Source organism: Desulfoluna sp. CLI2B (assembly GCF_056847375.1).
In genome coordinates, this window is record NZ_CP186557.1 from 5,813,016 (window position 1) to 5,836,058 (window position 23,043).

A 23,043-nucleotide genomic window follows, 5' to 3' on the forward strand; every position below is an offset into this window, starting at 1 on the left:
TCAAGGCTGGAGCGCAGCCTGCAAGCCTGCCAGGTTTGTCCCTTTGCCCACGGCAATCACCGTGTCTCCGGGCTTGAGGACGGTTTCAAAGGAGGGGTTGAAGAGCATGGTCCCCTCCCGGGTTTTGATGGCGATGATGATCAGGTCGAATCGTTGCCGGATGCCCGAATCCTGAAGCATTACGTTGACCAGTTCGGAGTCCTCGTGGATGACGATCTCCTCCATCTGGATGTCCTTGTTTCGGTCCTGGAGCGCCAGCTCCAGAAAGTTCGTGACCGTCGGGCGGAGCAGCTTCAGGGCCATGTTGGCGGCCCCCATGTCGTAGGGAGACTCCACCATGTTGGCCCCGGCCGTGATGAGCTTGGACCGGGACTCCTTGTAGCAGCAGCGGGCCATGATGAAGATCTCCGGGTTGAGCTGTCGGGCCGTGAGCACGAGAAAGACGTTGTCCGTGTCTGTTGCCAGGGCTGCCACGAGGCAGGATGCTTTTTTGATGCCCGCCCGGATGAGGTTCTCCTCCAAGGCGGCATCGCCGGAGATGTACAGGGCGCCGTCCGCTTCCATGTGGGGCACCAGCTCCGGTGATTTTTCGATGACCACGATGTCCATGGGGGTGGTGGCCATGAGCTGGTGATAAAGGACACGGCCGATGCGGCCGTAGCCGCAGATGATGTGGTGGTCTCTCAGACGGGTGATTTCCAATGCCTACCTGCCATGAGGGTTTGAATCTGGCCCTCCACCATGAACTGAACCACGGATCCGCCCACGTAAATGAAAAAACTGGTCCCGAGGACAATGATGACCATGGTGAAGTGCCGACCGACGGGGGAGAGGGGGTGTATTTCTCCGAAACCCACGGTGGTGATGGTAATCAGGGTCATGTAGGCGGCATCGGTGATGCCCCACCCTTCGATGGTCATAAACCCGCCGATGCCCACCGTGATGATGAGCATCAGGAGAATGACCGAAATAGCGACCTGCTTGAGCCCTTCCAATGGATCCGTCCCTGTCGTTGACAGTCGGATGTTTGATGTTGCAACATCCTGTGTTTAAAGGAAAATCACCTTCAGCGTCTTGCCTTTTGCGGGTGAAAAGATCCCCCATTTTACAGAAAAAAAAGCAGTATTTCCAATACTATTCGTTAATAAGTTGTGCTATACACAGCCCAGACGAAATTTCTAGTAGACTGACGGAGAGGTCGTAGGCAATACCAAGGCCCGGTGCTGCCGGTGTTCGCCGCTTACGATATTTTCATCAAGCAAGGGTTGGAAGGGATGGGCATGGATGTGTTGGAGAGAAAATACGCACGCCAGCGGGAGGAGATGGTCAAGCGTCAGATCGCCGGGCGCGGTATCAGCGATCCCCGCGTGCTGAAGGTCATGGGGGAGGTCCCCCGTCACCTTTTTGTCAGTGAAGCCCTCATGGATCGGGCCTACGGAGACTTTCCCCTCCCCATCGGAGAGAGGCAGACCATCTCGCAGCCCTTCATCGTGTCCGAGATGACCCAGGCCCTCTGTCTGTCACCGGATGACCGGGTCCTGGAACTGGGCACCGGCTCCGGCTACCAGGCGGCGGTATTGTCCCGGCTGGTCTATCGCGTGTATACCATTGAGCGGATTCACACCCTGTACATGAGGGCGCGGAAGGTGTTTGACACCCTGCGCTATTTCAACATCGTACCCCGGTTTTCAGACGGCACCACGGGCTGGCCCGAAGAGGCCCCCTTTGACGCCATCATCGTGACGGCAGGGGCCCCGGAGATCCCGACTCACCTCACCGATCAGCTGGCAGACGGCGGTCGCCTGGTCATGCCGGTGGGGGGCGCCGATACCCAGGACCTGCTGCGCATCACGCGGGCGGGGGATGAGCTGGTGCACGAAAACATGGGCAAATGCCGATTTGTTCCCCTCATCGGGGAGTTCGGCTGGAAGGAGTAACAACCGATGCAGATCATGCGTCGTCTTTACGACTGGGTGTTGAGCTGGTCGGAGTCCCCCTACGGGAGCTGGGCCCTTTTCCTCATCGCCTTTGCCGAGTCGTCCTTTTTTCCCATTCCACCGGACGTGCTCCTTGTGGCCCTGGCCGTGGGCGCCCATAAAAAGGCCTTTCGGTTTGCCCTGATCTGCACCGCAGGTTCGGTGCTGGGGGGCATGCTCGGGTACCTCATCGGCTGGCAGTTCATGGCCGCCATCGGGGATCGCATCGTGGCCCTCTTCGGCTTTGCCGACAAGTTCGCCCGGGTGGAACACCTCTACAACACCTGGGACGCCTGGGTGGTCTTTATCGCCGGGTTTACCCCCATTCCCTACAAGGTGTTCACCATTGCTGCAGGGCTCTTCTCCATCAATTTCCCCATCTTTGTCCTTGCCTCCGCCGTGGGCAGGGCCGGTCGCTTCTGCCTGGTGGCCGGGCTCATCTACCTCTTCGGCCCCACCATCAAAGCCTTCATCGACAAGTATTTCAACCTGGTGGTCACCGCCTTCACCGTCCTTCTCGTGGGCGGGTTTGTCCTTATTGCCCACGTGATGTAGGGCACGCGCTGGGGGGCGTTTGAAACTGCATGACGGAACCCATCGCTGCAAGCGGTATCGAGGCTTTATCAATGCCTCCGTGTCTTAACCCGAGGAAGAAAGGTTAAAACGCAGGACGTGTTGTTTAGCCCTATCTGGTCGCCGGGTGCCGTGCGGTGAAACCGAGAATGGCCACGTAGCGACATCGTGTCCTCTTACGTGGATGCTTGCGGGCCAGCCCGCATAAACCATCTGCGTTTATGTCGGGCAAAGCGCCAGGACTATCAGCTTTCGAGGTGGCTCACCTCGCCGCCGGAGGCTCGCTTTTAACTTGTTTTCTTGAGAAAGGCGGCAAAGGCGTCTGCCAGGGGGGAGGGGGTGCGCTTTTTGTGGCGGGTGAGGTAAAAGGAGCGCTTGAGGTTCACCCCTTCGATGGCGATGGCGGCCAGCAGGCCGGCCTGGATGTCCCGTTCCACGGCCCGCGTGGAGAGGATGGAGACCCCCACCCCGCACTTGACGGCCTCGCACACGGAGACGGTGTTGCCCATGCGGGCAGCGATCTTGAGGTCAGACGGGTTGAACCCGGCGTCGGAGAGGCTCTGGTCCAGGGACTTCAGGGTGCCGGATCCCTTTTCCCGGGTGACAAAGGGTTCGGTTTTCAGCATCTCCACGGGGATGCTTTTTCGTTTGGCCCAGGGGTGATCGGCGGGGACGATGAGGCGCATGTCGTCCTCGAAAAGGGGCTCCTGGAAGATGGCCGGGTCCGAAAGGGGCGCCCCTGTGACGGCCAGCTCCACGTCACCGTTCAAGATGCCGTCGGCAATGTCCCGGGTGTCCCGGATGATAAGCGAGACCTGGACTTCGGGGTGGGCCTTGGCAAACCGGCCGATGATCTCGGGCAGGATGTAGCCGCCGGGGATGGTGCTTCCGCCCAGGGTCAAAGAGCCCTTAGTGACGCCCCGGAATTGGGAGAGGGCGGTCTCGGCTTCGTCCCGCAGGGCCAGCAGGCGCTTGGCGTAGCTGAAGAGCAGGGTGCCGGCCTTGGTGGGCAGCACCTCCTTGCCCAGGCGGTCCAGGAGGCGGAACCCGCAGTGCTCCTCCAGGTCCTTGATGTGGCTGCTCACCGTGGGTTGGGAGAGGTAGATCGCTTCGGCTGCACGGGAGAAGCTCTTGAGCTCCACCACCTTGCAGAATATGGTCAGTTGCCAGAAATCCATGCCCGTTAACCCTTGCTGTATGCCTGGTGAAATTTATCTTTGAGCTTTTTCTCGATGGAGGGGGGCACCATGCCTGAGACGTCCCCGCCAAAGCTTGCTACTTCCTTGATACCGGAGGAGCTGGTGAAGATCCAGCGCATGCCGGTCATGAGAAAGACTGTCTGCACATCGCGGTTGAGCCGCCGGTTGAACATGGCCATCTGAAATTCGTTCTCGAAGTCCGAAACCGCCCGCATCCCGCGCAGGATGGCGTTGGCATTTCGCTTCCGGGCGTAATCCACCACCAGCCCGTCAAAGGCATCCACCTCCACGGAATCCATTCCCTGAAAACAGTCCCGGATCATGGACAGGCGCTCTTCCACGGAAAAGAGGGGCTTTTTTGCCCTGTTGTTGAGGGTCACGATGACCACTTTGTCGAAGATTTTCAATCCACGTTCCACAAGATCGATGTGGCCATTGGTGAGGGGGTCGAAGGAACCGGGGTAAACGGCGATTGTCTCCATGGTGTCAGATCCTTTTTCGCTGAATGAACAGTGGGCCCAATGTCAGAGAAGCTCTAACACAAAAAAAAGAGGGGGAACAACCTTTTTCATCGGAAATTGCATATGTTAGAGGGGCAGGAGACGGGGCCGTGCAACCGGTTCCGCCACCGCGGCAGTGAATGCCGCGGCAGCAGGTGGCGGGAACCCCATGAATTAAGGGGGGTTGCCCGGGACGTGCCGGAAGGCCCGTATTTTTCGGGGAGCCCTTACTGGGGAGAGAGGAAGGAGAGAGCTGTGGAGCCGTAGTGCCGGGTCTCGGTGAGGGTCAGGCCGTCGGGCGCCGACGGTGCCTCGTCTGCGGCGTGTTCTACCACCACAAGCCCTTCCGGGGCCAGGGCCTCGGCTTGGATGAGGTGGGCCAGGGCCAGGTCGTCCAGGCCCTTACGGTAAGGGGGGTCCATGAACACCAGGTCCAGCCGGGATGGGTAGCGGGAGAGGCAGCCCAGGTTGCGGGCGATGTCCCACTTGATGACGGTGCTTCTCTCCTCAAAGCCGCAGGCGGTGATGTTCTTCCGGCAGGTCTCCAGGGCCTGCCTCTGGTTGTCCACGAAGAGGCAATGGTCCGCCCCTCGGCTCAGGGCTTCGAGGCCCAGGGCCCCGGTGCCTGAGAAGAGGTCCAGGACAAAGGCCCCCCGGATGTGGCTCTGAATGATGTTGAAGAGGGTCTCCTTGACCCGGTCCGCCGTGGGCCGGGTGGCCATGCCTGGGACGGCCAGGAGTTTTTTCTTGCGTCGTTCTCCGCCAATGATGCGCATGGATGATGCCTGATGCCCTTACGATTTGAGAATTTTGGTGATGTGGCCCTTGCTGACGCCCAGGCTTTTGGCTGCTGCCGCCGTGTCGTTGTCGCATTCGGCGAGGCGCCGTTTGATGTACTCCCGCTCAAAGGCCTCTTTGGCCTCCCGGAAGTCGGCGATATCGGCCAGCTCAGAGAGGCTGTCCGTGATCTCTTTGGCGTCCGGGGCGCGGTAGGGCGTGGGGAGATCGGCCAGGGCGACGGTCTCTTTATTGACCGTAATGAGGAGGCGCTCCACCAGGTTTTTCAGCTCCCGCACATTGCCGGGCCAGTTGTGGTCGGCCAGGGCTTCCATGGCGTCCTGCTCAAAGGCTTTGGGTTCGGACTCAGAGGTTTTGCACCACTCCTGGGTGAAGCGCCCCACCAGCAGGGGGAGGTCCTCCAGCCGGTTGCGCAAGGGGGGCATGTCCAGGGGCACGCCGTTGAGGCGGAAGTAGAGGTCTTCCCTGAAGCGCCCCTCTTCGATCTCTTTTCTGAGGTCCTTGTTGGTGGCGGCGATGATGCGCACGTTGACGTCGATGACCCGGCTTCCGCCCAGGCGGCAGAAGCGTTTCTCTTCGATGACCTGGAGCAGCTTGCCCTGGTTGGCCAGGGTCATGTCCCCGATCTCGTTGAAGAAGAGGGTGCCCCCGTCGGCCAGCTCAAAGCGGCCGATGTGCTTGGCCTTGGCCCCTTCAAAGGCGCCTTTTTCGTGGCCGAGGAGCTCGCTTTCAAAAAGGGCTTCCGGGATGGCTGCGCAGTTGACCGTGATTAAAGGGCTCTCCGAGTGGGTGCTGAACTGGTGGATGGTTCGGGCTGCAAGCTCCTTGCCGGTGCCGTTCTCCCCGGTGATGAGGATGGGGGCTTCGGTGGGGGCGGCGGCAATGATCTGCTGCTTCAGGGCCAGGATGGGAGGGCTGGAGCCGTCGATGGCGTTTTTGGCGATCATGCGGGTCCGCAGGAAGCGGTTCTCCTCTTCCAGCTTGCGAAAGTTCAGGGCGTTGTTGATGGCTACGATGACCTTGTCGATGCTGATGGGCTTTTCGATGAAGCTGAAGGCCCCGTACTTGGTGGCGGTGACCGCCGTGTCGATGGTGCCGTGGCCGGAGATCATGATAACGGGAATGTCCGGGTGGGACTTCTTGATCTCCCGCAGGGTTTCGATGCCGTCCAGGCCCGGCATCCAGATGTCCAGCAGCACCAGGTCGGGGTGCTCGGCGTCGATGGTCTTCAGGCACTCATATCCGTTGGGGGCGGTCAGGACGTTAAACCCCTCGTCGGAGAGCAGCCCCTCAAGGGAATGGAGGATGGGCTGTTCGTCATCCACAATAAGCAGGGTTGGAAACATAAGGTGTTCTCCTTGGACGGGCTCTTGGTGAGCCGAAGCCGGGATCAGGCCGGGGCCTGTACCGGGAATTCAATGACGAAGCGGGTGCCGGTGGGATCGTTGTCCAGCACCCGGATTTCGGCGTTATGGTCGGAAACAATGGAGTTGACGATGGCAAGGCCCAGGCCGGTCCCGGATTTTTTGGTCGAAAAGTAGGGCTCAAAGAGCCGGGCTTTGACGGGATCGGGGATGCCGGTTCCGGAGTCGGCCACCTCCAGGGTGACCACCTGCTTGAGGCTGTTGTACGAAAGGGATAGGGCGATTCGCCCCCGTCCCCGAACAGCCGCCACGGCGTTTTCGATCAGGTTGATGAGGGCCTGCTTGATCAACTGACGGTCGAGATTCAAAAGGGGAATATCATTTACAAACTCAACTGTAAACTCAATATCGGGGAGGCCCTCCCGGTAAAGGACCAGGCAGTCTTCCACGATGGGAGGCAGCTCGCAGGGCTCAGGGTTGGCGGTGGGGAATCGGGCAAAAGAGGCAAAGGAGTTCACCAGGTTGCGGATGAGGTCCACGTGCTCGATGATGGTGCGGGTGCACTCGTCGAAGACCGGCTCGGCCACCACCTTGGAGTAGCGGCGCTTGAGGCGCTCGGCCGACAGGGCGATGGGGGTCAGGGGGTTCTTGACCTCGTGGGCGATGCGCCTTGCCACCTCTCGCCAGGCCGCAAGGCGCTGGATTTTTTCAAGCTCCGTCATGTCGTCAAAGACGATGACCAGACCCATGGGGTTGCCGTTGTCGTCCCGGAGGGTGGTGGAGTGGACGTTGAAGCTCCGGGGCTTGCCGCTGATGGCAAGGGAGACGGGAAAGTTGATGCCGTTGCCCGAATTCTCCAGTTTTTCGGAGATCTCCTTGGCGGTCTGGCTCTCCTGGTCCCCTAAAAGCTCGGTGTAGTGGTGGCGGATCACATGCTTGCTTTTGACCTGCAGCATGCGCTCGGCAGACTTGTTGATGGTGGCCACATGGCCCGACGGGTCCAGGGAGATGACCCCGGCCGAGACGCTCTGCAGGACAATCTCCATGTACTGCCGCTGCTCTTCGATCTCCAGGTTCTGCTCTTTAAGCATGCGGGCGGACAGGGCCAGCTGTTCCCGGCTGATCCCGAGGTCACGGGTCATCTTGTTGAAGTCCACCACCAGGCTGCCGATTTCGTCGTTTGCCACCACGTCGATGTGAAAGGAGAGGTCCCCTTCGGCCACGCGCCGCGTGCCCTTGGCAAGTTCCATGATGGGGATGGTGATGGAGCGGGCCAGGTAAAAGGCAAACCAGATGGCGCAGAAGAGGACCAGCAGGGCCACAATGGACAGGGCGATGAAATAGGTGGTGCGGATGGGCTTTTTCATCAGCTTGATCTGCTGATACTCTTCAAAGCCCCGGGTCACTGAGGAGATGTTGCCCACCAGCTCCCTGGAGACCCGGATGGTGATCACCACATAGGCCCGTGCGTTCTGGCGATCGGCCCGGAAGGGGACGGTGGCGATGCTGCGGATGAGTTCCTGGCCCCCGCTCTCTTCGATGAGGGTGTGGATCCCCTTGGACTGGGCAGCCTTCTGGAGTTCCCCGGCGGCGATGAGGTTGAGGGTGGTGGGGGCGGTGTCCGAGGAGATGGAGAAGGTGAGGCGATCGGTGTTTTTGCCGTAGACCTCGATGGCGTCTAAATTGAAGGCGCGCTGGCTCACCACGATGTAATTGGACAGGGCGCTTTTTTTGTTGGAGTTCAGGTACTTTTTGTCCAGCTGGTAGGCGATGCGATCCAGGAAGAAGGCGTTGTTCTTTTCAATGTGGGTGTAAAGCTCCCGGCCGATGGACAGGGAGTTTTCCAGGGCCTGTTCCACCGGAGCGTTGAACCAGTAGGCGATGCTGGTGGAGATGAACTGCATGGAAAAGTAAAAGAGCACCACCGTGGGCACCAGGGTCAGGGAGATGAAGGCGATGACGAGCTTCACCCGGAGCTTGGAGCCCATGGTCTTTTTCCGCCTGTCGAAGTAAGCCTTGGCCAGGTTGCGGAAGACCAGGATGATCAGGGTCAGCAGCAGCATCATGTTGATGTTGATGAGAATGAACATCAACAGGGTGTTGGAGATGGGAAAGTTGGCGCCGTAGTTTGATGCCTTGCTGATGGCGTAGGAGATGAGGCCCACGGTTACGATGAGAAGGGCAATGAAGAGGAACTCCCGCTTCTGCCGCTTTTTTTCCGCCTCGGCCGAGGGACGCTTCATGCTTAAGTCCATGGGCATCCGGCCGGGGGAGGAACCGGTTTTATGCGAAGACTCGGTGGGGGGCGTGTCAAGGGGTGGGGTCATGGCCACCTCTTAATAGACGAAGGCGGCGTGTCGCCAGTCGGTTTCAAAGGCGTCCAGATCGGCAAAGAGGCCGATGAACTTCAGGTAGACGGGCAGGGTGAACTCTTCCAGGCGGGCCCTGGCCCTGACCTGATAGGCTTCCCCGCGTGTCAGGTCGGTGAGGGCGGCCGCGCGCAGCCCTTCCAGGCGGCTCATGACCTGCTTGGCCTCTTCGTAGTTTTCCGTGGTGAGGCTCTGGGGCTCGGCCCAGGAGCGGGTGATGGTGTAGACCTTTTTCATGGCGTCGAACTTGACCCGGTGTTCGGCCCGGATGGAGGCGATGCGCTTGTCAAACCAGAACCGCTTCTGCTCGAAGATGTCGATGTCGTAGGAGACCGTGGTCTCCACCCCGCTCTGGACGGCGGTCTCCACCTTTTCCACAAAGGCCCCCTCCAGCTCGGTGTAAAGGAGCAGATGGTCCCGGGTGTTGGTGATGGTGAGGCTTGCGAGCCGCGGGTCCTGGGACGCAGCCCCTGCGGCTGCGGCAAGGAGAAGGATCAGGAGCACCACACAGACGGCAAGGGTTGAGAGTCGGCTTTTCATAGGGCGTCGGCTTCCACCGTGCGTGTCTCCCAGGAGTCCTTGTGTTCGAACAGGGTCTCCAGGAAAGCGTGGTTAAAGGCGTGGCCGGACTTGCTGGTGGTGATGTGGGCAAGGATCGGCATCCCCAAGAGGGAAAAATCACCCAGGCAGTCCAGGAGCTTGTGGCGGGCGAACTCATCGGGGAACCTCAGGCCCCCTTCGTTCATGATGCCGTCGTCGGTGAGGGCGATGCCGGTGTCCAGCTCCGCGCCACGCCCCAGCCCGTAAAGCTTGAGCATCTTGATGTCCCGGTAGAACCCGAAGGTGCGGGCCGGGCTGATGTCGGTGAGGAAGGTGTTGTCCCGGGAGTCCAGGGTGACGCTCTGTTCGTTGATCATGGGGTGATTGAAGGCGATGCCGCAGGTGATGGAGAAGTGGTCGCACGGCACGGCGGTCACCCGCTTGTCCCCCTCGCAGAGCTCCACTTTTTTGGTGATGGCCAGAAAGCTCCGGGGTTTGTCCAGCGCCACGATGCCTGCTTCCATGATGCCTTCGGCAAACACGCGGGCACTGCCGTCCATGATGGGCATCTCATACCCGTCGATGGTCACCAGGGCGTTGTCGATGGCAAGGCCAGCGAATGTGGCCATGAGGTGCTCGATGGTGGAGACAATGGCGCCCTCCTGGCCGATGACCGTGGCAAGGCTCGTGTCCACGACGTTTCGGAACAGGGCCCGGATGGTGGGGCTGTCCGGGAGGTCGCTGCGCTGGAATCGGATGCCGTGATTGGCGGGGGCCGGATGGACGGTCAGGTTGACCCGAACACCGGAGTGGACGCCGGTTCCCGAGCATGAAAAAGGTTTTGCTAAGGTGCGTTGATTCATGTAAATTGTCATCACCGTATCGTCTGCGGGGGCCTGAAAAAGGCCGCCCGATATCGTCGTTTTGATCGTGTCCGATCGTTTCAGTGTCCCTTGAGAGTCTTTCCCGACGTATCCAAATCGTTTGTGCATGGTTGTGTGATGGGTTTGTCCGATAAACGCATCAGGCGTGTCGACATCCTATGCCCCGAAAGGGCCGTCTGTCTGTGCGTGGTATCACTCGTAAAGTCGACACACGCGGGTGGATGTGGGTGCCGTGGTCCGTGGCCCCTGATTATTCGGAAAAATCTCAACTTAGTGGGTTTATATATCAAATACCATGAAATATCAAAGTCATTGTCATCCCGGAGCCCCGGGGCTCCCTGGGGGGTGAAAAGGAGGGGGCGTGCTGGCCAGGGTTTTCAGCAGTGCACTGGTGGGGGTGGAAGCCCGGGTGGTGGATGTGGAGGTGGATATCGCCCGCGGACTTCCGGCCTTTACCACGGTGGGGCTTGCCGAGACCGCCGTGCGGGAGAGCCGGGAGCGGGTCAAGGCGGCGGTGACCAATTCCGGCTTCCAGTTTCCCAGGGATCGCATCACCGTCAACCTGGCCCCGGCCGACATGCGCAAGGAGGGCACGGGCTTTGACCTGCCCGTGGCCTTAGGGGTTCTCACGGCAACGGGCATGGTGCCCCAGGGCGCGGCATCGGGCTTTTTGATCTGCGGGGAGCTGGCCCTGGACGGACGAGTCAAGCCGGTGCGAGGCGTCCTGGCCATGGCCATGGAGGCCGGGCGTCGCGGGATGAACGCGGTGATGGTCCCCAGGGACAACGGTATCGAGGCCTCGGTGGTGCGGGGCATCAGGGTTTTTGCCGTGGGAAGCCTCTCCGAGGCCGTGGGGTTTTTCAAGGGCATCCATCCCCTGATGCCCGAGCCGCCCTTTGAGGGGCTGGAGCCCGGTGCCGGGACCTGCCCCGTGGATTTTTCAGACATCGTGGGCCAACAACATGCCAAACGGGCCCTTGAGATCGCGGCGGCAGGGCGCCACAACCTCCTGATGAACGGGCCGCCGGGTTCCGGGAAAACCATGCTGGCCCGCGCCCTTCCCTCCATCTTGCCTCCCCTCTCCTTTGGCGAGGCCCTGGAGACCACCCGGGTCCACTCCGCAGCTGGCCTTCTGGACAGAAACACGCCCCTGGTTACCATTCGCCCGGTGCGTTCCCCCCACCACACCATCTCCGATGCGGGCCTCATCGGTGGGGGCCAAAACCCCATGCCCGGGGAGGTGAGCCTTGCCCACAACGGGGTGCTGTTTTTAGACGAGCTGCCCGAGTTCAAAAAGCGGGTCCTGGATGTCCTGAGGCAGCCTTTGGAAGATGGGGATGTCCACATCGCCCGGGCCCGCATCAAGGTCACTTACCCCAGCGACACCCTCCTTGTCTGTGCCATGAACCCCTGCCCCTGCGGATACGCCACCCACCCCGGCCGGGAATGCCGCTGCTCCTCCGTGCAGGTGGAACGATACCAGGAACGCATCTCCGGCCCCTTGCTGGACCGCATCGACCTCCATGTGGAGGTGCCCGCCGTCTCCTTTGACGAACTCTCCGGACGAAAACAGACCGGGGCAGAGGCTTCAGCCGCAGTGCGGGAGCGGGTGGTGGCCGCCGTGGCCCGGCAATCACATCGGTTCAAAGACCTTCCCGTCCGGTTCAACGGCCAGATGGGAAGCCGCGAGGTGAGAGCCTTCTGCCAGGTGGGCCCGGACTCCCGGGACCTGCTTGAAGCCGCGGTGAAACGCCTGGGCCTCTCAGCCCGCGCCTGGATGCGCTGCCTGAAAATGGCCCGCACCATCGCCGACCTCGAAGGCGTCGATGCCATCGATACCCCCCACGTGGCCGAAGCCATCCAGTACCGGGAGATCTTCTCCCGGGCCGACGAACGGGAACCCTGGGAAGCAACCTGCCCCAGTTAAAACACAGGCAGCGATGCCTTCTATGGTTAAAGTCGGGGGCAAAAGCAAGCCTCCGGCGGCGAGGTGAGCCACCTCGAAAGCTGATTGCCCTTGCGCTTTGTCCCTCGTTCCTCGGCCCAAAGCGCAAGGGCCTTCGGCTCGGGCTACGCCCGACATGAACGCTGAGGGTTTATACGGGCAGGCTCACAAGCTTCGACGTAACAGGATACGTTGTTGCTACTTGTCCAATGTGGATCTATCCGCATTGCCTCCGGCGGCCAGGGGATTTTGGGCCTAAGTGGCTTCGCCACCCCTGGACCCCAGGTTGCGAAAGCCCTCCCCCTTCGTTCCTCAGGGGAAGAGCTTTCGCGAAGATTTTGTGAAACCCAAGCAAAACCTGTTTGTCAAACCCAAGACATCTAATTGGCAAAAGTTTGGCCCCCGACAGGGCCGCCGGAGGCATCATTAGAAAGGGTGACAAGGTGCCGAATCGTGGGCTTGACATCCGTTCCTCCGGCACCTATGAGCCCTTAGCCCTTAGCCCTTAGCCCTTAGCCCTTAGCCCTTAGCCCTTAGCCCTTAGCCCTTAGCCCCCATCGTTTCCTTTTTAAGGTGTCGCCACAGGGTTGCCGTACCGATGCCCAGGATACCGGCGGTCTCTTTTTTGTTGCCGTTGGTGTGGGCCAGGACCTTGTGGATGTAGCGGTGGGTGAGGTCTTCCAGGCTGGGGAGGTCGCCGTCGATGCTGTCGCCGGATGGGGTTGTGCGCCGGGCTTCCGGGAGGTGATCGGTGTCGATGGGGGTGTTGCCGGCGAGGATGAGGCCGTGTTCCACCCAGTTTTCAAGCTCGCGGACGTTGCCGGGCCAGGTGTGGCTTTGCAGGGCTTTTTCTGCCTCTGGCGAGAACCCCGGGTGATCCGGGGCCCGTTTTTTCAAGGCGGCGTGGGCCAGGGGGAGGATGTCCGCTTTGCGCTGGGCCAGTGAAGGCAGGGTGATGGGAAAGACCGACAACCGGTAGTAGAGGTCCTGGCGGAAGGAGCCTTCCCGGGCCATGGCGGCCAGGTCGCGGTTGGTGGCGGCGACGATGCGGGCCTTGACGGGGATGTCCTCCAGGCCGCCCACCGGGCGTACTTCCCTCTCCTGCAGGGCGCGCAGGAGCTTGCCCTGGACAGGCAGGGGCATGTCCCCGATTTCGTCCAGAAAGATTGTGCCTTCCCCTGCGGAGACAAAGAGCCCTTTTTTTGTTTTTTCAGCGCCGGTAAAGGCTCCGCGCACGTGGCCGAAGAGTTCGGATTCCAGGAGCTCCGGGGGCAGGGCCGCGCAGTTGATGGCCAGAAAGGGGGCATTGCTGCGGCGGGATCCGGCGTGGATCCGGCGGGCCACAACCTCCTTGCCTGATCCGCTCTCCCCTAAAATAAGGACCGTGGCGTCGGTGGGGGCCACCTTGTCGGTGCGATCCAGCACGGCCCGAAAGCCGGAATCCCTGCACACCGGGTCGGCTGTTGCGAAAAAGGGCGGGGCTGCGGCCGGGCGATGTTCAAGGCCCAGGATTTCCCTCAGCTTGGTGATGTTGCTCTCCAGGGCGTGGTCGCCCTCATCGTCCATGTACGGCGGGGCCTCGCCCATGTCCCATTCCGTCGCCGGTTTTCCTTCAAAGTGGCATTCCGCAGTCCCCATGGCCTGGCAGGCCGTTTCCCTCACCACAATTTTTTCTCCGAACACCGCCGAGGCGTACCCGCTGAGGATGGCGCACAGGGCCAGGCACACCGGTCGCCCGGCATGTCCCCTGTTTTTGCGGCTGTTTGTTTTGAGGTAGATGGCGGTTTCGAAGGATCCGGCCCACCGGCCGCTGAATCGCACCAGCTTTCCCTCGGGGGTGATGTCCAGGGAGGTGATGCGTTCGTTGCAGTAGCCGGTGAAGTTCCGAAGCCTGCTCCCTGCGTGAAGGTGCTCCGAGGCCGATGAAAAGGCGCAGAGCCCGGACAGGGTTGTGGCCTGGCCCAGGCCGACCTCGTAGCCCAGGTTTTCGGCAATGCGTCGGCGGGTTTTTTTGTCCACCATTTCGGTAAAATCCCGGTAAAACCGTTCCAGGGTGGCGATGCTGACGCCCAGGACACGGCTGGGGCCGAAAAGGGGAAACCCGTATTGGGGGTCCCTGGTGATGAGTTGCGACGGAGAGAAGGGGTCGGAAAGCATAATGATCACCTCTGTGAAAGTGGGCTCAGGGTTTAAACTTTGTATCATTTTGAAATTATGATTTCAATATGAAACGAAATGGCGTGTAACCTGTCCGTTCCGGGATTCTGTGAATGTGGTGGAATGATTACTCAATAACCATTGTTCACGCAGTGGCACGATGGTTGCACAATTGACTTCCGGTAGAAGAGTGGTACATTGCTGCGCGGTTTAAGTGAACGCTGGTCGCATATGTAGAAGGCGTCATTAACTTTTGAACCGGGCTTTAATATGCACCTGATGTGTAGTGTTCCGTACGGTCGGTTTTTTGACTCTGAGATCGGTGTGCTGGGTCGCAACATCCCAGATATCTTGCCGGAAATCTCCCTGAAGAGGGCGAGTAGGTGTGACGGTGGGACGGTGTTTATGGATGGGGCACTGGTATGAAGGGATGATTGCAGTCCCGGGTTTCGAGCGTCGCTGCTATGTTGACATGCTATGTGTAAGGAGGAAACAATGGTGAAACGTTTTGCTTGTGCGGCGGTTTGTGTGCTTGCCGCTTCCACGATGGCTTATGCTGGTTCGGTGGATACATACGGTATCGGTGCCAGGGCCACGGCCCTGGGCGGGGCCTATGCGGCCACGGCCGACGACCCCTTTGCTGCGTACTACAACCCGGCGGGCCTCTCCCAGATTGAGGGCAAGGTCTTTTCCGTGGGGGCCCTTGCGGTGGATCCCACAATCGAGATGTCCCAGTTTACGGTGACCAACCGCTCGGACATGTCGCAAAACCTCATTGAGCCTACGGATTTCAGCGACGAGTCCGACATTCTGGTGGCCCCTCATCTGGGCTATGCCCAGAAGATCAGCGAGCGTTTCGCCTTGGGCGTTGCCGCCTACGCACCCTGGGGCATGGAGCTGGACTGGGAAAAGGACCCTACGAAAAACCCGGGTTCTTACAGTGCCTATCACTCTTACTATAAGCGATATGGCGTGACGCCTTCCCTTTCGTACAAGGTGAACGATAAGCTCTCCTTTGGTGTGGGGGTTACCATCGGCAAGTCCGAGGCCGGTGCAGATACGAGTAAGTATCTGATTTCCAATACCACTGAGTTTGTGGGGAAACTGATCGACAATGCCGATACGATCAGCAAAAAAACGGGAGGGCCAGCGATAACAAATGTAGCGGGTGCAGCAGCAGTGTACGCCGGTGCAGCTGCCTTGGATCCTGAAAAGTATGGGGAAGCCGCGGCCTACTCAGCCCAGCTGAGCGCAGCCGGGATCGTGGACGGAAGTGAATTTGGGAATCTTCCCTCCCCCGACCATCAGGCCGCCATCGGCATGGAGTTGGAAGATGATGTAAACTATTCGTACAACATCGGTGTGATGTACAAGCCCAAGGAGACCATTACCCTCGGTTTGACTTACCGGAGCGAGTGCGATGCCGATTTTGAAGGCGACGTGTTTAAAGACGGTGTCAAGGTTGCAACGGCAACGATGGACTACAATCATCCCCAGCAGATACAGGCCGGTGTACGCTACCAGCCCCATGACAAGTTCTCCATCGAATGCGACCTGGTCTGGACGGACTGGAGCATTAACAAGGACCAGGTGTCCAAGCTGTCCAACCCCATAGACATTGGCGTGTTTCCGGGTGCTGATCCCATACAGAGTGGTATGGAAGAAGCTTATGAAAGGGATTGGGAAGACACCAAGCAGCTCCGCTTCGGCATGGAATACATCATCAACGACATGATCACCGTGCGCGGCGGTTACTTCTACGACCCCACGCCCATCCCCGATAACACCCTGGATATGCAGTGGCCCGACGCGGACAAGAAGACCTACTCCCTGGGGGCAGGTTTTAACTTTGGTCGCTACACCATCGATGCGGTGTTCCAGTACACGGACATCGAGCAGGCCCGTGTGGTGGGTGGCGAGAGCACGAACCTCAACGAAAGCTTTGCAGGCAACGTGGTTTCAGCCAGCGCCGACGGCTACATCGTGGGCGGGGGCGTGACCCTGACAGCCCGCTTCTGATTTTTTCCAGTCTCCCGGCACCGGCGACCGTCGGTGTCCTCGGGGGAGGGGCACCCCGCCATCGCCATTGGCCCCTTCCCCGGCATTGCAGCGACGGCTGGTTCTCCCTGGGGTCTGGGTCGTCACTGCAGACAGTGGTTGTGAGCACAAAAAAAAGCCGTGCATCGGCAAAAAAAAAGGGCCGTCCCGGATGGGGGCGGCCCTTTTTGCGTTCGAATGCGGCGGTGGTTCGTTCAGTTGTTTCAGGGGTCAGTGCTTGCCGCCATGCGCGATGTGCAGCTTCACATCGCCCCGCTTGATGATCTCAAGGAAGGAGGCCGGGGGCGTGCGGTCTGTAAACAGGGCGTCTACTTCTTCCAAGTTGCCGATGCGCACCATGGCACTTCGGTTGAACTTGGAGTGGTCGGCCACCAGGAAGACCTGGCGGGAGTTGCTGATGATGGCCCGGGCGATGCGCACTTCGTTGTAGTCGAAGTCGATGAGGGTGCCGTCGGGGTCGATGCCCGCCACCGAGATGATGCCGAAATCCACTTTGAATTGGCTGATGAAATCGATGGCCGCCTCCCCGGTGATGCCGAGGTCGTGGTTTCGGACCACGCCCCCGGAGACCAGGATTTCAAAGCCCCGGTTCTGCCCCAGGATAGACGCCACGTTGAGGTTGTTGGTGATGACCCGCAGGCCGGTCTTGTCCACCAGGGCCCGAGCCACCTCTTCGGTGGAGGTACCGATGTCCAGGAACAGGGAGGCGTTGTTGGGGATGAACTGGGCCACGTGCTGGGCCACGCGGATTTTCTCTTCCGAACACAGCGATTTTCGGGTGGAGTAGGTGAAGTTTTCCACGCTGTTCAGGAGACCGGCGCCTCCGTGGTAACGCTGGAGCAGCTTGGCGCTGCACAGGTTGTTGATATCCCGCCGGATGGTCTGGGGCGTCACGGAGAAGTGCTGGGAGAGCCCTTCGATGGAGACAAAGCCCTTTTCAAGGACCATGTCATAGATCGCCTTCTGACGCCTCGGCAGCGTTCGGATGACATCTGCTGCGTTGTATTCCCGATCCCCGGTGTTCACCTCTACTCTCCTTATTTTCGGTTTTGATGAGAACGAACCTGCAAAGTTTAATGTGTGATAGCATCGTAATTCCTTTTTCTCAAGAGCTATTATCCCGATTCTCTGTGCCCGAAGCAATAGTTTTGGGTTTTCAAATCCGAAAATTTATGTTGTATTGTGAACAATCTGCTGGATGTGGATGGTCAAAGGATCGATTCCGAACCTTGTCAGGGAACCGGACGCGCTGGAAATGCCAAGAAGTTTATGGTTGAAAACCAAAGGGGTTACCGCAGCGTGTCCGCCGGGTATCCGAAATGTGTGTCTGTTTTGGAAAACGAACATCCTGAGCTGCGGGGGATCTTTTGACGTGCGGTCTCGGTCCGTGTGTGGAATACGGGGGCGCTGTTGCACTGATGGGCAGGTCCTTAATCATCTGGGCGGACATCATGGGATGATGAAGCGAATAAAAGCGGATGTAACGGTCATCGGGGCCGGAGCGACCGGGTGCGGCGTAGCGCGCGACCTGGCGCTTCGGGGATTGAAGGTGTTGCTGGTGGAGCGCGGGGACGTCAACTCCGGCGCGTCGGGGGGCAACCACGGCCTTCTCCACAGCGGGGCGAGGTATCTCTATTCGGATCGGCACTCAGCCGAAGAGTGCAGGGATGAGAACGCCCTGCTCCGCGAGATGGCCCCTCAGTGCATCGAGGCCACCGGCGGCTTGTTTGTGGGTGTTGAAGGGGATGACGAAAATTACATGGCCGACTTTGAGAGCCTTCTCAGTCAGAGCGATATGCCCCACAGGCAGCTCGACGTGGCCGAAGCGCGTGCCATGGAGCCGAACCTCACCGGCGGTATTGTTGCGGCCTACGAGGTCGCCGACGCCACCGTGGATCCTTTTCGACTCTCCCTTGACAACGTCTCCGATGCCCTGAGCCACGGGGCGGAGCTCCTCTGCGGCACCGAGCTGGCAGGGGTGACCCGTAAGGGATCCAAGGTGACCCATGCTCTTTTGAAACGCCGGGCAACGGGCGAGACCGTGGAGGTAGAGACCTCCTGCGTGGTCAACGCCGCCGGCGCCTGGGCAGGCCAGGTGGCGGCCATTGCCGGGGCCACGACCCAGGTGCGGTGCTCCAAGGGGAGCCTCCTGGTGACGGACCATCGCCTCACCACCCGGGTGGTGAACCGCCTGCGTCCCCCCTCGGATGCGGACATTGTGGTGCCTGGAGGCACCGTCTCCATTGTGGGGACCACGTCCTCCCATGTGGATGACCCGGATGCGGCCTGGCCCACCACCGATGAAGTGGACCGCATGGTGGAGGAGGCCATTCCCCTGTTGCCGATCCTTGAACGGACGCGGATGATCCGGGCCTACAGCGGGGTACGTCCCCTGTTCGGCGCCGCCTCCGGTGGAGACGATCGAAGCGTCAGCCGAGGGTTTGTCCTTATGGATCATGCGGAGGAGGGGGTGGAAAACCTGTTTACCATCACCGGCGGAAAACTCACCACCTACCGACTCATGGCGGAAAGGGCTGCGGACGCCGTCTGTCATTACCTCGGCACAGGCGGACCCTGTCTGACCCGTACCCGCATCCTGCCGGCCAGTGGCGACGCCATGTGGACCGAGCCCGGCGCGGCCCCGAAAAAGTGGATGTCCGGTCATCAGGACGGTGACGGCATGATCTGCGAGTGTGAAATGGTCTCCGAATCGGTCATCGGTTCCCTGGTGGCCTCTCTGGAAAGCCAGGGCCTTGCCCGGGGCCTTGTGGAAGTGGGCTTGCGAAGCCGCGTGGGCAAAGGTCCTTGTCAGGGGAGCTTCTGCGGGCTGAGGCTGGCTGCCTGGATGTACGGCCAGGGGCACGTGACAGGGGACGAGGGCCTCTCCGGTCTGGCCCGTTTTTATAAGGAGCGCTGGAAGGGGATGCGATCCGTCTCCTGGGGAGAGAACCTCGCCCGGGCGGAGCTTCATGAAGCCCTGCAGTGCGGACTCTTTGGAATGGAGGTGGGTCATGAGTAATGCAGCGGATATGGGTCGTACGGCCAGAGACCCCTGGGACGGCCAGCGAGACGTCGTGGTGGTGGGAAACGGACTTGCCGGAAGCGCGGCAGCTCTCTTTGCGGCAAAAAAGGGGCTCAAGGTTGCCGTGGTGGGCACAGGCAGCCAGCTGCCTTTGTCCAGCGGCCTGTTTGACCTGGCGGGCATGTTGCCCGGTGACAAGGCGTACTCCGCAGCTCCCTGGCAGACTGTTCAGGACCTGGTGAGCCAGGGGCCCGGCCACCCCTACGGAAAGGTCGGGGCCGACGCCATTGCCCAGGCCTTTAAAGGGTTCCTGGCGGTTCTGGAAGAGGAAGGGGTGAGCTATCGAATCTGTGAAACCAACGCCCGGGTGGTGACCAGCGTGGGGTCTCTCAAGGCCAGCTATGCCCTGCCCGAGACCATGGTCGCAGGGGCAACGGCCCTTGAGCAGGGGCTCAAGAGCCTTATTGTGGGAATCCGAAGGCTCAAAGGGTTTGAGGCGAGCCAGGTTGCTCAGTCGGCTGCCCCCATCTGGCCGGGGCTCTCATCGGTTGTGGTGGCACCCGAAGGCCTGGGGCGTCCCGGGGACATCTACCCCGAAGCCCTGGCGCGGGAGCTGGACCTTCCCGAAGCATGCGATCGGCTCATCGAGGCCATCCGTCCCCACCTGGACGGGCACAAGGCCGTGGGCCTTCCCCCGGTCCTCGGCATGGAGAAGAGCCGCGAGACCCTGGCCTATATGGAAAAGGCCCTGGGCGTTCCCTGTTTTGAAATCCCCGGCATGCCCCCCACGGCCGCCGGCGTCCGGCTGCGAGAAGCCTTGGACCGGGCCTTCTCAAGGTATGGTGTTGCGACCTTCGTGGGCGGGCGGGTCACAAAGGCCTCCAAAGGGGAGGGCGGGTTCACCGTGACCGCCTCCCTGAGGGGCGAGGAGCGGACCGTTTCGGCCCGCAAAATGATCCTGGCCACCGGTCGCTTTATGGGGGGCGGACTGGCCGGGGACCGGCTTCGTATTACCGAGCCCCTTCTGGATCTGTATGTCTCCCAGCCCCAGAGCCGGGACGCCTGGCACCGATGCGACCTCTTCCACCCCGAAGGCCACGCCGTGAACCGGGCCGGGATCATCGCCGATACGGCCATGCGCCCCCTGGACAGCGACGGCAACGTGGTGGACCCGAGCCTTTTTGTGGCCGGTAGCATCCTGGCCCACCAGGACTGGAAACGGGAGAAGAGCGGGGCAGGGATCTCCATTGCCACCGCCTTCAGGGCCGCGGAATCCTGCAGCGTGTAAGTCTTCTACGGACTGATAAGCGTGTGTTGAACAAAAAAAGCCCCCTTGCGCTGCAAGGGGGCTTTTTGTGTTGGGTCCCGGGCGTTTTAACAGGGCCTAGAAGGGGATGTCGTCGTCGGGCGGGTTGGTGAAACCGGGATCACCGCCGCCGAAGCTTCCGCCCTGGTCAAAGCCGTTGCCCTGGGGCTGGGCCGCAGGCTGCTGGGGGGGCTGTTGTGCGGGCTGTTGTGCGGGCTGCTGGGGCGCGCTGTTGTAGCTGCCCGGGTAGCCTCCGGCGCTGCCGTAGCCGCCGCCCTGGTTTTGATTCTGGTTCTGGTTGTATCCGCCGCCCTGGTAGCCGCCGTTCTGGCCTCCGCCGAAGCCGCCGCCCTGCTGGCCGCCGCCGTCTGCGTTGCGACCGCCCAGGAAGGTGACCTGGTTGGCGATGATGTCGGTGGAGTATCGGGTGATGCCGTCCTTTTCATAGGAGCTGGTCTGGAGGCGTCCTTCGACGTAGACCTGCCGTCCCTTGGCAAGGAACCGGCCGCAGTTTTCTGCTGTTTTCCCGAACACGGTGATGCGGTGCCACTCTGTTCGCTCGTTGCGCTCTCCACTGTTGCGGTCCACGCGGACGTCGGTGGTGGCGACACTGAATTTGCAAATGGCAAGACCGCTGGGGGTGTAGCTCACCTCCGGGTCCCTGCCCAGGTTTCCGATAATCATCACCTTGTTTAAACTGGCCATGGATGCCTCCTTGGAAGGTCAAATCGAATGGGCCGGAGCCCTTTATTTACAGATCAATTAAGTAATGACAGCTTCGCAAAAAGTCGAACAAGCCATTATGAATGGATTAGATACAAGATATGGAAAGGGTTGTCAATCTGCTCGCCTATCCATGCCGGGGCGGATTTCCGGGCCACAGGCGGGGTTAACCGGGGCGGGCGGGCTTCTTCAGGGAGCGTAAATCCTGTTGACGGTTGCCAAGTGCCTTCACTAAGATGATGAAATCCCATAGCCGAACCGGAGAGAAGCTCCCATGGCGGCTTTTAAAAAAAACTGCAGGGATGGTGGGACCCCGAAAAGGGGATGCGCGCCTATGCTGTGACGGTTTTTTCCAAAACGGGGTATGGCCTGAAGGGCGCGGACAACGGGCGCTGAATGACCACTCTTGAGATGGCAGGTGTTGGATGAGGTCGAAACGGAACGTATGGGCCTGGCTCGTGGGAGCAGGCACTCTTTTTTTTGCGGCGGATGCCTGGGCCGACGGTCTTTCGGAGATTCACTGGGGATTTCAGATCATGGGGCTGATGGGGGGGCTGGCCTTTTTCCTCTTCGGCATGGAGCTCATGAGCGACGGCATGCAGCGGGCGGCCGGGGACAGGCTTCGAACCATCCTGGCCAACCTGACCAAGAACAAATACCGTGGAATGCTCCTGGGCATCGTGGTCACCATGCTGGTGCAGTCGGGCAGCGCCACCTCGGTGATGCTTGTGGGTTTTGTCCAGGCCGGTCTCATGCAGTTTATCCAGACCATCGGGGTGCTCATCGGGTCGGGCATCGGCATGACCATCACGGCCCAGCTCATCGCCTTCAAGGTGACCGATTACGCCCTTCTGATGATCGTGGCGGGTTTTCTCATCCGGCTCCTTGCCAAGCGGGACTCGGTGAAATCCTTTGGCGACGTGCTCCTGGGGTTCGGGGTCCTGTTTTACGGCCTTAAGCTCATGGGGGACTCCATGCGGCCCCTGCGCAGCAGCCAGGAGGTGATCACCCTGCTCTCAAGCCTTGAGAACCGGTTCCTGGGCCTTCTCATCGGGGTGGTGCTCACCACCCTGATCCAGAGCTCCACCGCCTTTATCGGGATCCTCATCGTGCTGGGCCTTGAGGGGCTCATTTCCCTGGAGGCGTCGATTCCCATGGTCCTGGGAGCCAACATCGGCACCTGTGTCACCGCGGGGTTTGCCAGCATCGGCGCCAACCGGGACGCCAAGCGGGTGGCCCTGGCCAACGTGATGATCCGGGTCATCGGGGTCATGATCTTTATCGGGTTTATCCCCGAGTTCACCTGGTGCATTGCCTGGCTGGGGGCTGAGTTCAATTCCGACATTGCCCGTGAGATCGCCAACGCCCACTCCGTGTTCAACATCGTCATCGGGGTGATTGTACTGCCCTTCAGCGACGCCTTTGGGCAAGGCTCATCGTGCGGATGCTGCCGGAGACCTCCTGCCCCATCCCCAGGTACACCACCACCTTCCTGGATGAGAGCAAGATCTTCTCTCCGGCCCTGGCCGTTGACCTGGCCCGTTCCGAGATCTCACGCATGGCAGCGGCCCTGGAGTACCTGCTCAAGGCCGTGGCCATCCCCTTTGTGACCCAGAGCCCCAAGCGGGA

General features: G+C 60.5%; 19 protein-coding genes. 7 read left to right on the plus strand and 12 right to left on the minus strand.

The window, feature by feature from the left end; translation table 11 throughout:
* Entirely contained in the window at nt 1-702 is a 702-nt protein-coding gene (locus ACOYW2_RS26950; protein WP_482420745.1) for a potassium channel family protein, read from the minus strand.
* Entirely contained in the window at nt 684-995 is a 312-nt protein-coding gene (locus tag ACOYW2_RS26955) for a potassium channel family protein (protein ID WP_482768577.1), read from the minus strand. The genes ACOYW2_RS26950 and ACOYW2_RS26955 overlap by 19 nt, the downstream gene beginning before the upstream one ends.
* 279 nt (nt 996-1,274) lie before the next feature.
* Between ACOYW2_RS26955 and ACOYW2_RS26960 the strand changes: the two genes are divergently transcribed.
* Nucleotides 1,275-1,937 (plus strand): protein-L-isoaspartate(D-aspartate) O-methyltransferase, encoded by a 663-nt coding sequence (locus ACOYW2_RS26960; protein ID WP_482418833.1) that lies wholly within the window; start codon nt 1,275-1,277, stop codon nt 1,935-1,937.
* 6 nt (nt 1,938-1,943) lie between these two features.
* Nucleotides 1,944-2,531 carry a YqaA family protein gene (locus ACOYW2_RS26965; protein WP_180138836.1) on the plus strand — a complete coding sequence of 196 codons (588 nt, stop codon included), beginning with the start codon at nt 1,944-1,946 and terminating at the stop codon, nt 2,529-2,531.
* A 305-nt stretch (nt 2,532-2,836) separates the two neighbouring features.
* On the opposite strand, the gene ACOYW2_RS26970 is transcribed toward ACOYW2_RS26965, so the two are convergent.
* From ACOYW2_RS26970 to lpxC, 7 genes are all read right to left on the minus strand, one after another.
* Nucleotides 2,837-3,727, minus strand: a complete 891-nt coding sequence (locus ACOYW2_RS26970; protein ID WP_482414313.1) for a selenium metabolism-associated LysR family transcriptional regulator — start codon at nt 3,725-3,727, stop codon at nt 2,837-2,839.
* Nucleotides 3,728-3,732: 5 nt separating this feature from the next.
* On the minus strand, nt 3,733-4,230 hold the full coding sequence (gene coaD / locus ACOYW2_RS26975) for a pantetheine-phosphate adenylyltransferase (RefSeq protein WP_180138840.1): 498 nt from the start codon (nt 4,228-4,230) through the stop codon (nt 3,733-3,735).
* Between the two features lie 245 nt (nt 4,231-4,475).
* Nucleotides 4,476-5,024: a 16S rRNA (guanine(966)-N(2))-methyltransferase RsmD gene (rsmD, locus tag ACOYW2_RS26980; protein ID WP_482768578.1), complete on the minus strand. Its 549-nt coding sequence runs from the start codon at nt 5,022-5,024 to the stop codon at nt 4,476-4,478.
* Between the two features lie 18 nt (nt 5,025-5,042).
* Complete coding sequence (locus tag ACOYW2_RS26985; RefSeq protein WP_482768579.1) at nt 5,043-6,392, minus strand: sigma-54-dependent transcriptional regulator; 1,350 nt, start codon at nt 6,390-6,392, stop codon at nt 5,043-5,045.
* Nucleotides 6,393-6,436: 44 nt separating this feature from the next.
* The gene (locus ACOYW2_RS26990; RefSeq protein ID WP_482768580.1) at nt 6,437-8,737 is read right to left on the minus strand and encodes an ATP-binding protein; all 2,301 of its coding nucleotides are present in this window, start codon (nt 8,735-8,737) and stop codon (nt 6,437-6,439) included.
* Nucleotides 8,738-8,746: 9 nt separating this feature from the next.
* The gene (locus ACOYW2_RS26995; protein WP_180138846.1) at nt 8,747-9,319 is read right to left on the minus strand and encodes a DUF4390 domain-containing protein; all 573 of its coding nucleotides are present in this window, start codon (nt 9,317-9,319) and stop codon (nt 8,747-8,749) included.
* The gene (gene lpxC, locus ACOYW2_RS27000; protein ID WP_482414317.1) at nt 9,316-10,182 is read right to left on the minus strand and encodes a UDP-3-O-acyl-N-acetylglucosamine deacetylase; all 867 of its coding nucleotides are present in this window, start codon (nt 10,180-10,182) and stop codon (nt 9,316-9,318) included. The genes ACOYW2_RS26995 and lpxC overlap by 4 nt, the downstream gene beginning before the upstream one ends.
* A gap of 382 nt (nt 10,183-10,564) precedes the next feature.
* Between lpxC and ACOYW2_RS27005 the strand changes: the two genes are divergently transcribed.
* The gene (locus ACOYW2_RS27005) at nt 10,565-12,130 is read left to right on the plus strand and encodes a YifB family Mg chelatase-like AAA ATPase (protein WP_482768581.1); all 1,566 of its coding nucleotides are present in this window, start codon (nt 10,565-10,567) and stop codon (nt 12,128-12,130) included.
* 558 nt (nt 12,131-12,688) lie between these two features.
* Here the strand turns inward: ACOYW2_RS27005 and ACOYW2_RS27010 are convergent.
* Entirely contained in the window at nt 12,689-14,305 is a 1,617-nt protein-coding gene (locus ACOYW2_RS27010) for a sigma 54-interacting transcriptional regulator (protein ID WP_482768582.1), read from the minus strand.
* Nucleotides 14,306-14,800: 495 nt separating this feature from the next.
* Between ACOYW2_RS27010 and ACOYW2_RS27015 the strand changes: the two genes are divergently transcribed.
* A complete protein-coding gene (locus ACOYW2_RS27015) occupies nt 14,801-16,324 on the plus strand; it encodes an OmpP1/FadL family transporter (RefSeq protein ID WP_482768583.1) in 1,524 nt (507 codons plus the stop codon).
* 249 nt (nt 16,325-16,573) lie between these two features.
* On the opposite strand, the gene ACOYW2_RS27020 is transcribed toward ACOYW2_RS27015, so the two are convergent.
* Nucleotides 16,574-17,389 carry a DeoR family transcriptional regulator gene (locus ACOYW2_RS27020; RefSeq protein ID WP_246317750.1) on the minus strand — a complete coding sequence of 272 codons (816 nt, stop codon included), beginning with the start codon at nt 17,387-17,389 and terminating at the stop codon, nt 16,574-16,576.
* A 430-nt stretch (nt 17,390-17,819) separates the two neighbouring features.
* On the opposite strand from ACOYW2_RS27020, the gene glpA reads away from it, so the two are divergent.
* The gene (glpA, locus tag ACOYW2_RS27025; RefSeq protein WP_218950974.1) at nt 17,820-19,382 is read left to right on the plus strand and encodes an anaerobic glycerol-3-phosphate dehydrogenase subunit GlpA; all 1,563 of its coding nucleotides are present in this window, start codon (nt 17,820-17,822) and stop codon (nt 19,380-19,382) included.
* The gene (gene glpB, locus ACOYW2_RS27030; protein WP_482768584.1) at nt 19,375-20,673 is read left to right on the plus strand and encodes a glycerol-3-phosphate dehydrogenase subunit GlpB; all 1,299 of its coding nucleotides are present in this window, start codon (nt 19,375-19,377) and stop codon (nt 20,671-20,673) included. The genes glpA and glpB overlap by 8 nt, the downstream gene beginning before the upstream one ends.
* Nucleotides 20,674-20,769: 96 nt before the next feature.
* Here glpB and ACOYW2_RS27035 read toward each other — a convergent pair whose 3' ends face one another.
* On the minus strand, nt 20,770-21,396 hold the full coding sequence (locus tag ACOYW2_RS27035) for a single-stranded DNA-binding protein (RefSeq protein WP_482768585.1): 627 nt from the start codon (nt 21,394-21,396) through the stop codon (nt 20,770-20,772).
* 443 nt (nt 21,397-21,839) lie between these two features.
* On the opposite strand from ACOYW2_RS27035, the gene ACOYW2_RS27040 reads away from it, so the two are divergent.
* Nucleotides 21,840-23,024, plus strand: coding sequence for a Na/Pi cotransporter family protein (locus tag ACOYW2_RS27040; protein WP_482768586.1), 1,185 nt, complete (start codon nt 21,840-21,842; stop codon nt 23,022-23,024).
* The last annotated feature ends 19 nt before the right edge of the window (nt 23,025-23,043 follow it).

Bases quoted from the DNA above. Each gene is read 5' to 3' on its own strand.
- glpB (WP_482768584.1), top strand. From the start codon at position 19,375: ATGAGTAATGCAGCGGATATGGGTCGTACGGCCAGAGACCCCTGGGAC.
- glpA (WP_218950974.1), top strand. From the start codon at position 17,820: ATGATGAAGCGAATAAAAGCGGATGTAACGGTCATCGGGGCCGGAGCG.
- ACOYW2_RS26965 (WP_180138836.1), top strand. From the start codon at position 1,944: ATGCAGATCATGCGTCGTCTTTACGACTGGGTGTTGAGCTGGTCGGAG.
- ACOYW2_RS27015 (WP_482768583.1), top strand. From the start codon at position 14,801: ATGGTGAAACGTTTTGCTTGTGCGGCGGTTTGTGTGCTTGCCGCTTCC.
- rsmD (WP_482768578.1), bottom strand. From the start codon at position 5,024: ATGCGCATCATTGGCGGAGAACGACGCAAGAAAAAACTCCTGGCCGTC.
- ACOYW2_RS26985 (WP_482768579.1), bottom strand. From the start codon at position 6,392: ATGTTTCCAACCCTGCTTATTGTGGATGACGAACAGCCCATCCTCCAT.
- ACOYW2_RS26970 (WP_482414313.1), bottom strand. From the start codon at position 3,727: ATGGATTTCTGGCAACTGACCATATTCTGCAAGGTGGTGGAGCTCAAG.
- lpxC (WP_482414317.1), bottom strand. From the start codon at position 10,182: ATGAATCAACGCACCTTAGCAAAACCTTTTTCATGCTCGGGAACCGGC.
- ACOYW2_RS27010 (WP_482768582.1), bottom strand. From the start codon at position 14,305: ATGCTTTCCGACCCCTTCTCTCCGTCGCAACTCATCACCAGGGACCCC.
- ACOYW2_RS27035 (WP_482768585.1), bottom strand. From the start codon at position 21,396: ATGGCCAGTTTAAACAAGGTGATGATTATCGGAAACCTGGGCAGGGAC.
- coaD (WP_180138840.1), bottom strand. From the start codon at position 4,230: ATGGAGACAATCGCCGTTTACCCCGGTTCCTTCGACCCCCTCACCAAT.
- ACOYW2_RS26995 (WP_180138846.1), bottom strand. From the start codon at position 9,319: ATGAAAAGCCGACTCTCAACCCTTGCCGTCTGTGTGGTGCTCCTGATC.
- ACOYW2_RS27040 (WP_482768586.1), top strand. From the start codon at position 21,840: ATGAGGTCGAAACGGAACGTATGGGCCTGGCTCGTGGGAGCAGGCACT.
- ACOYW2_RS26960 (WP_482418833.1), top strand. From the start codon at position 1,275: ATGGGCATGGATGTGTTGGAGAGAAAATACGCACGCCAGCGGGAGGAG.
- ACOYW2_RS26990 (WP_482768580.1), bottom strand. From the start codon at position 8,737: ATGACCCCACCCCTTGACACGCCCCCCACCGAGTCTTCGCATAAAACC.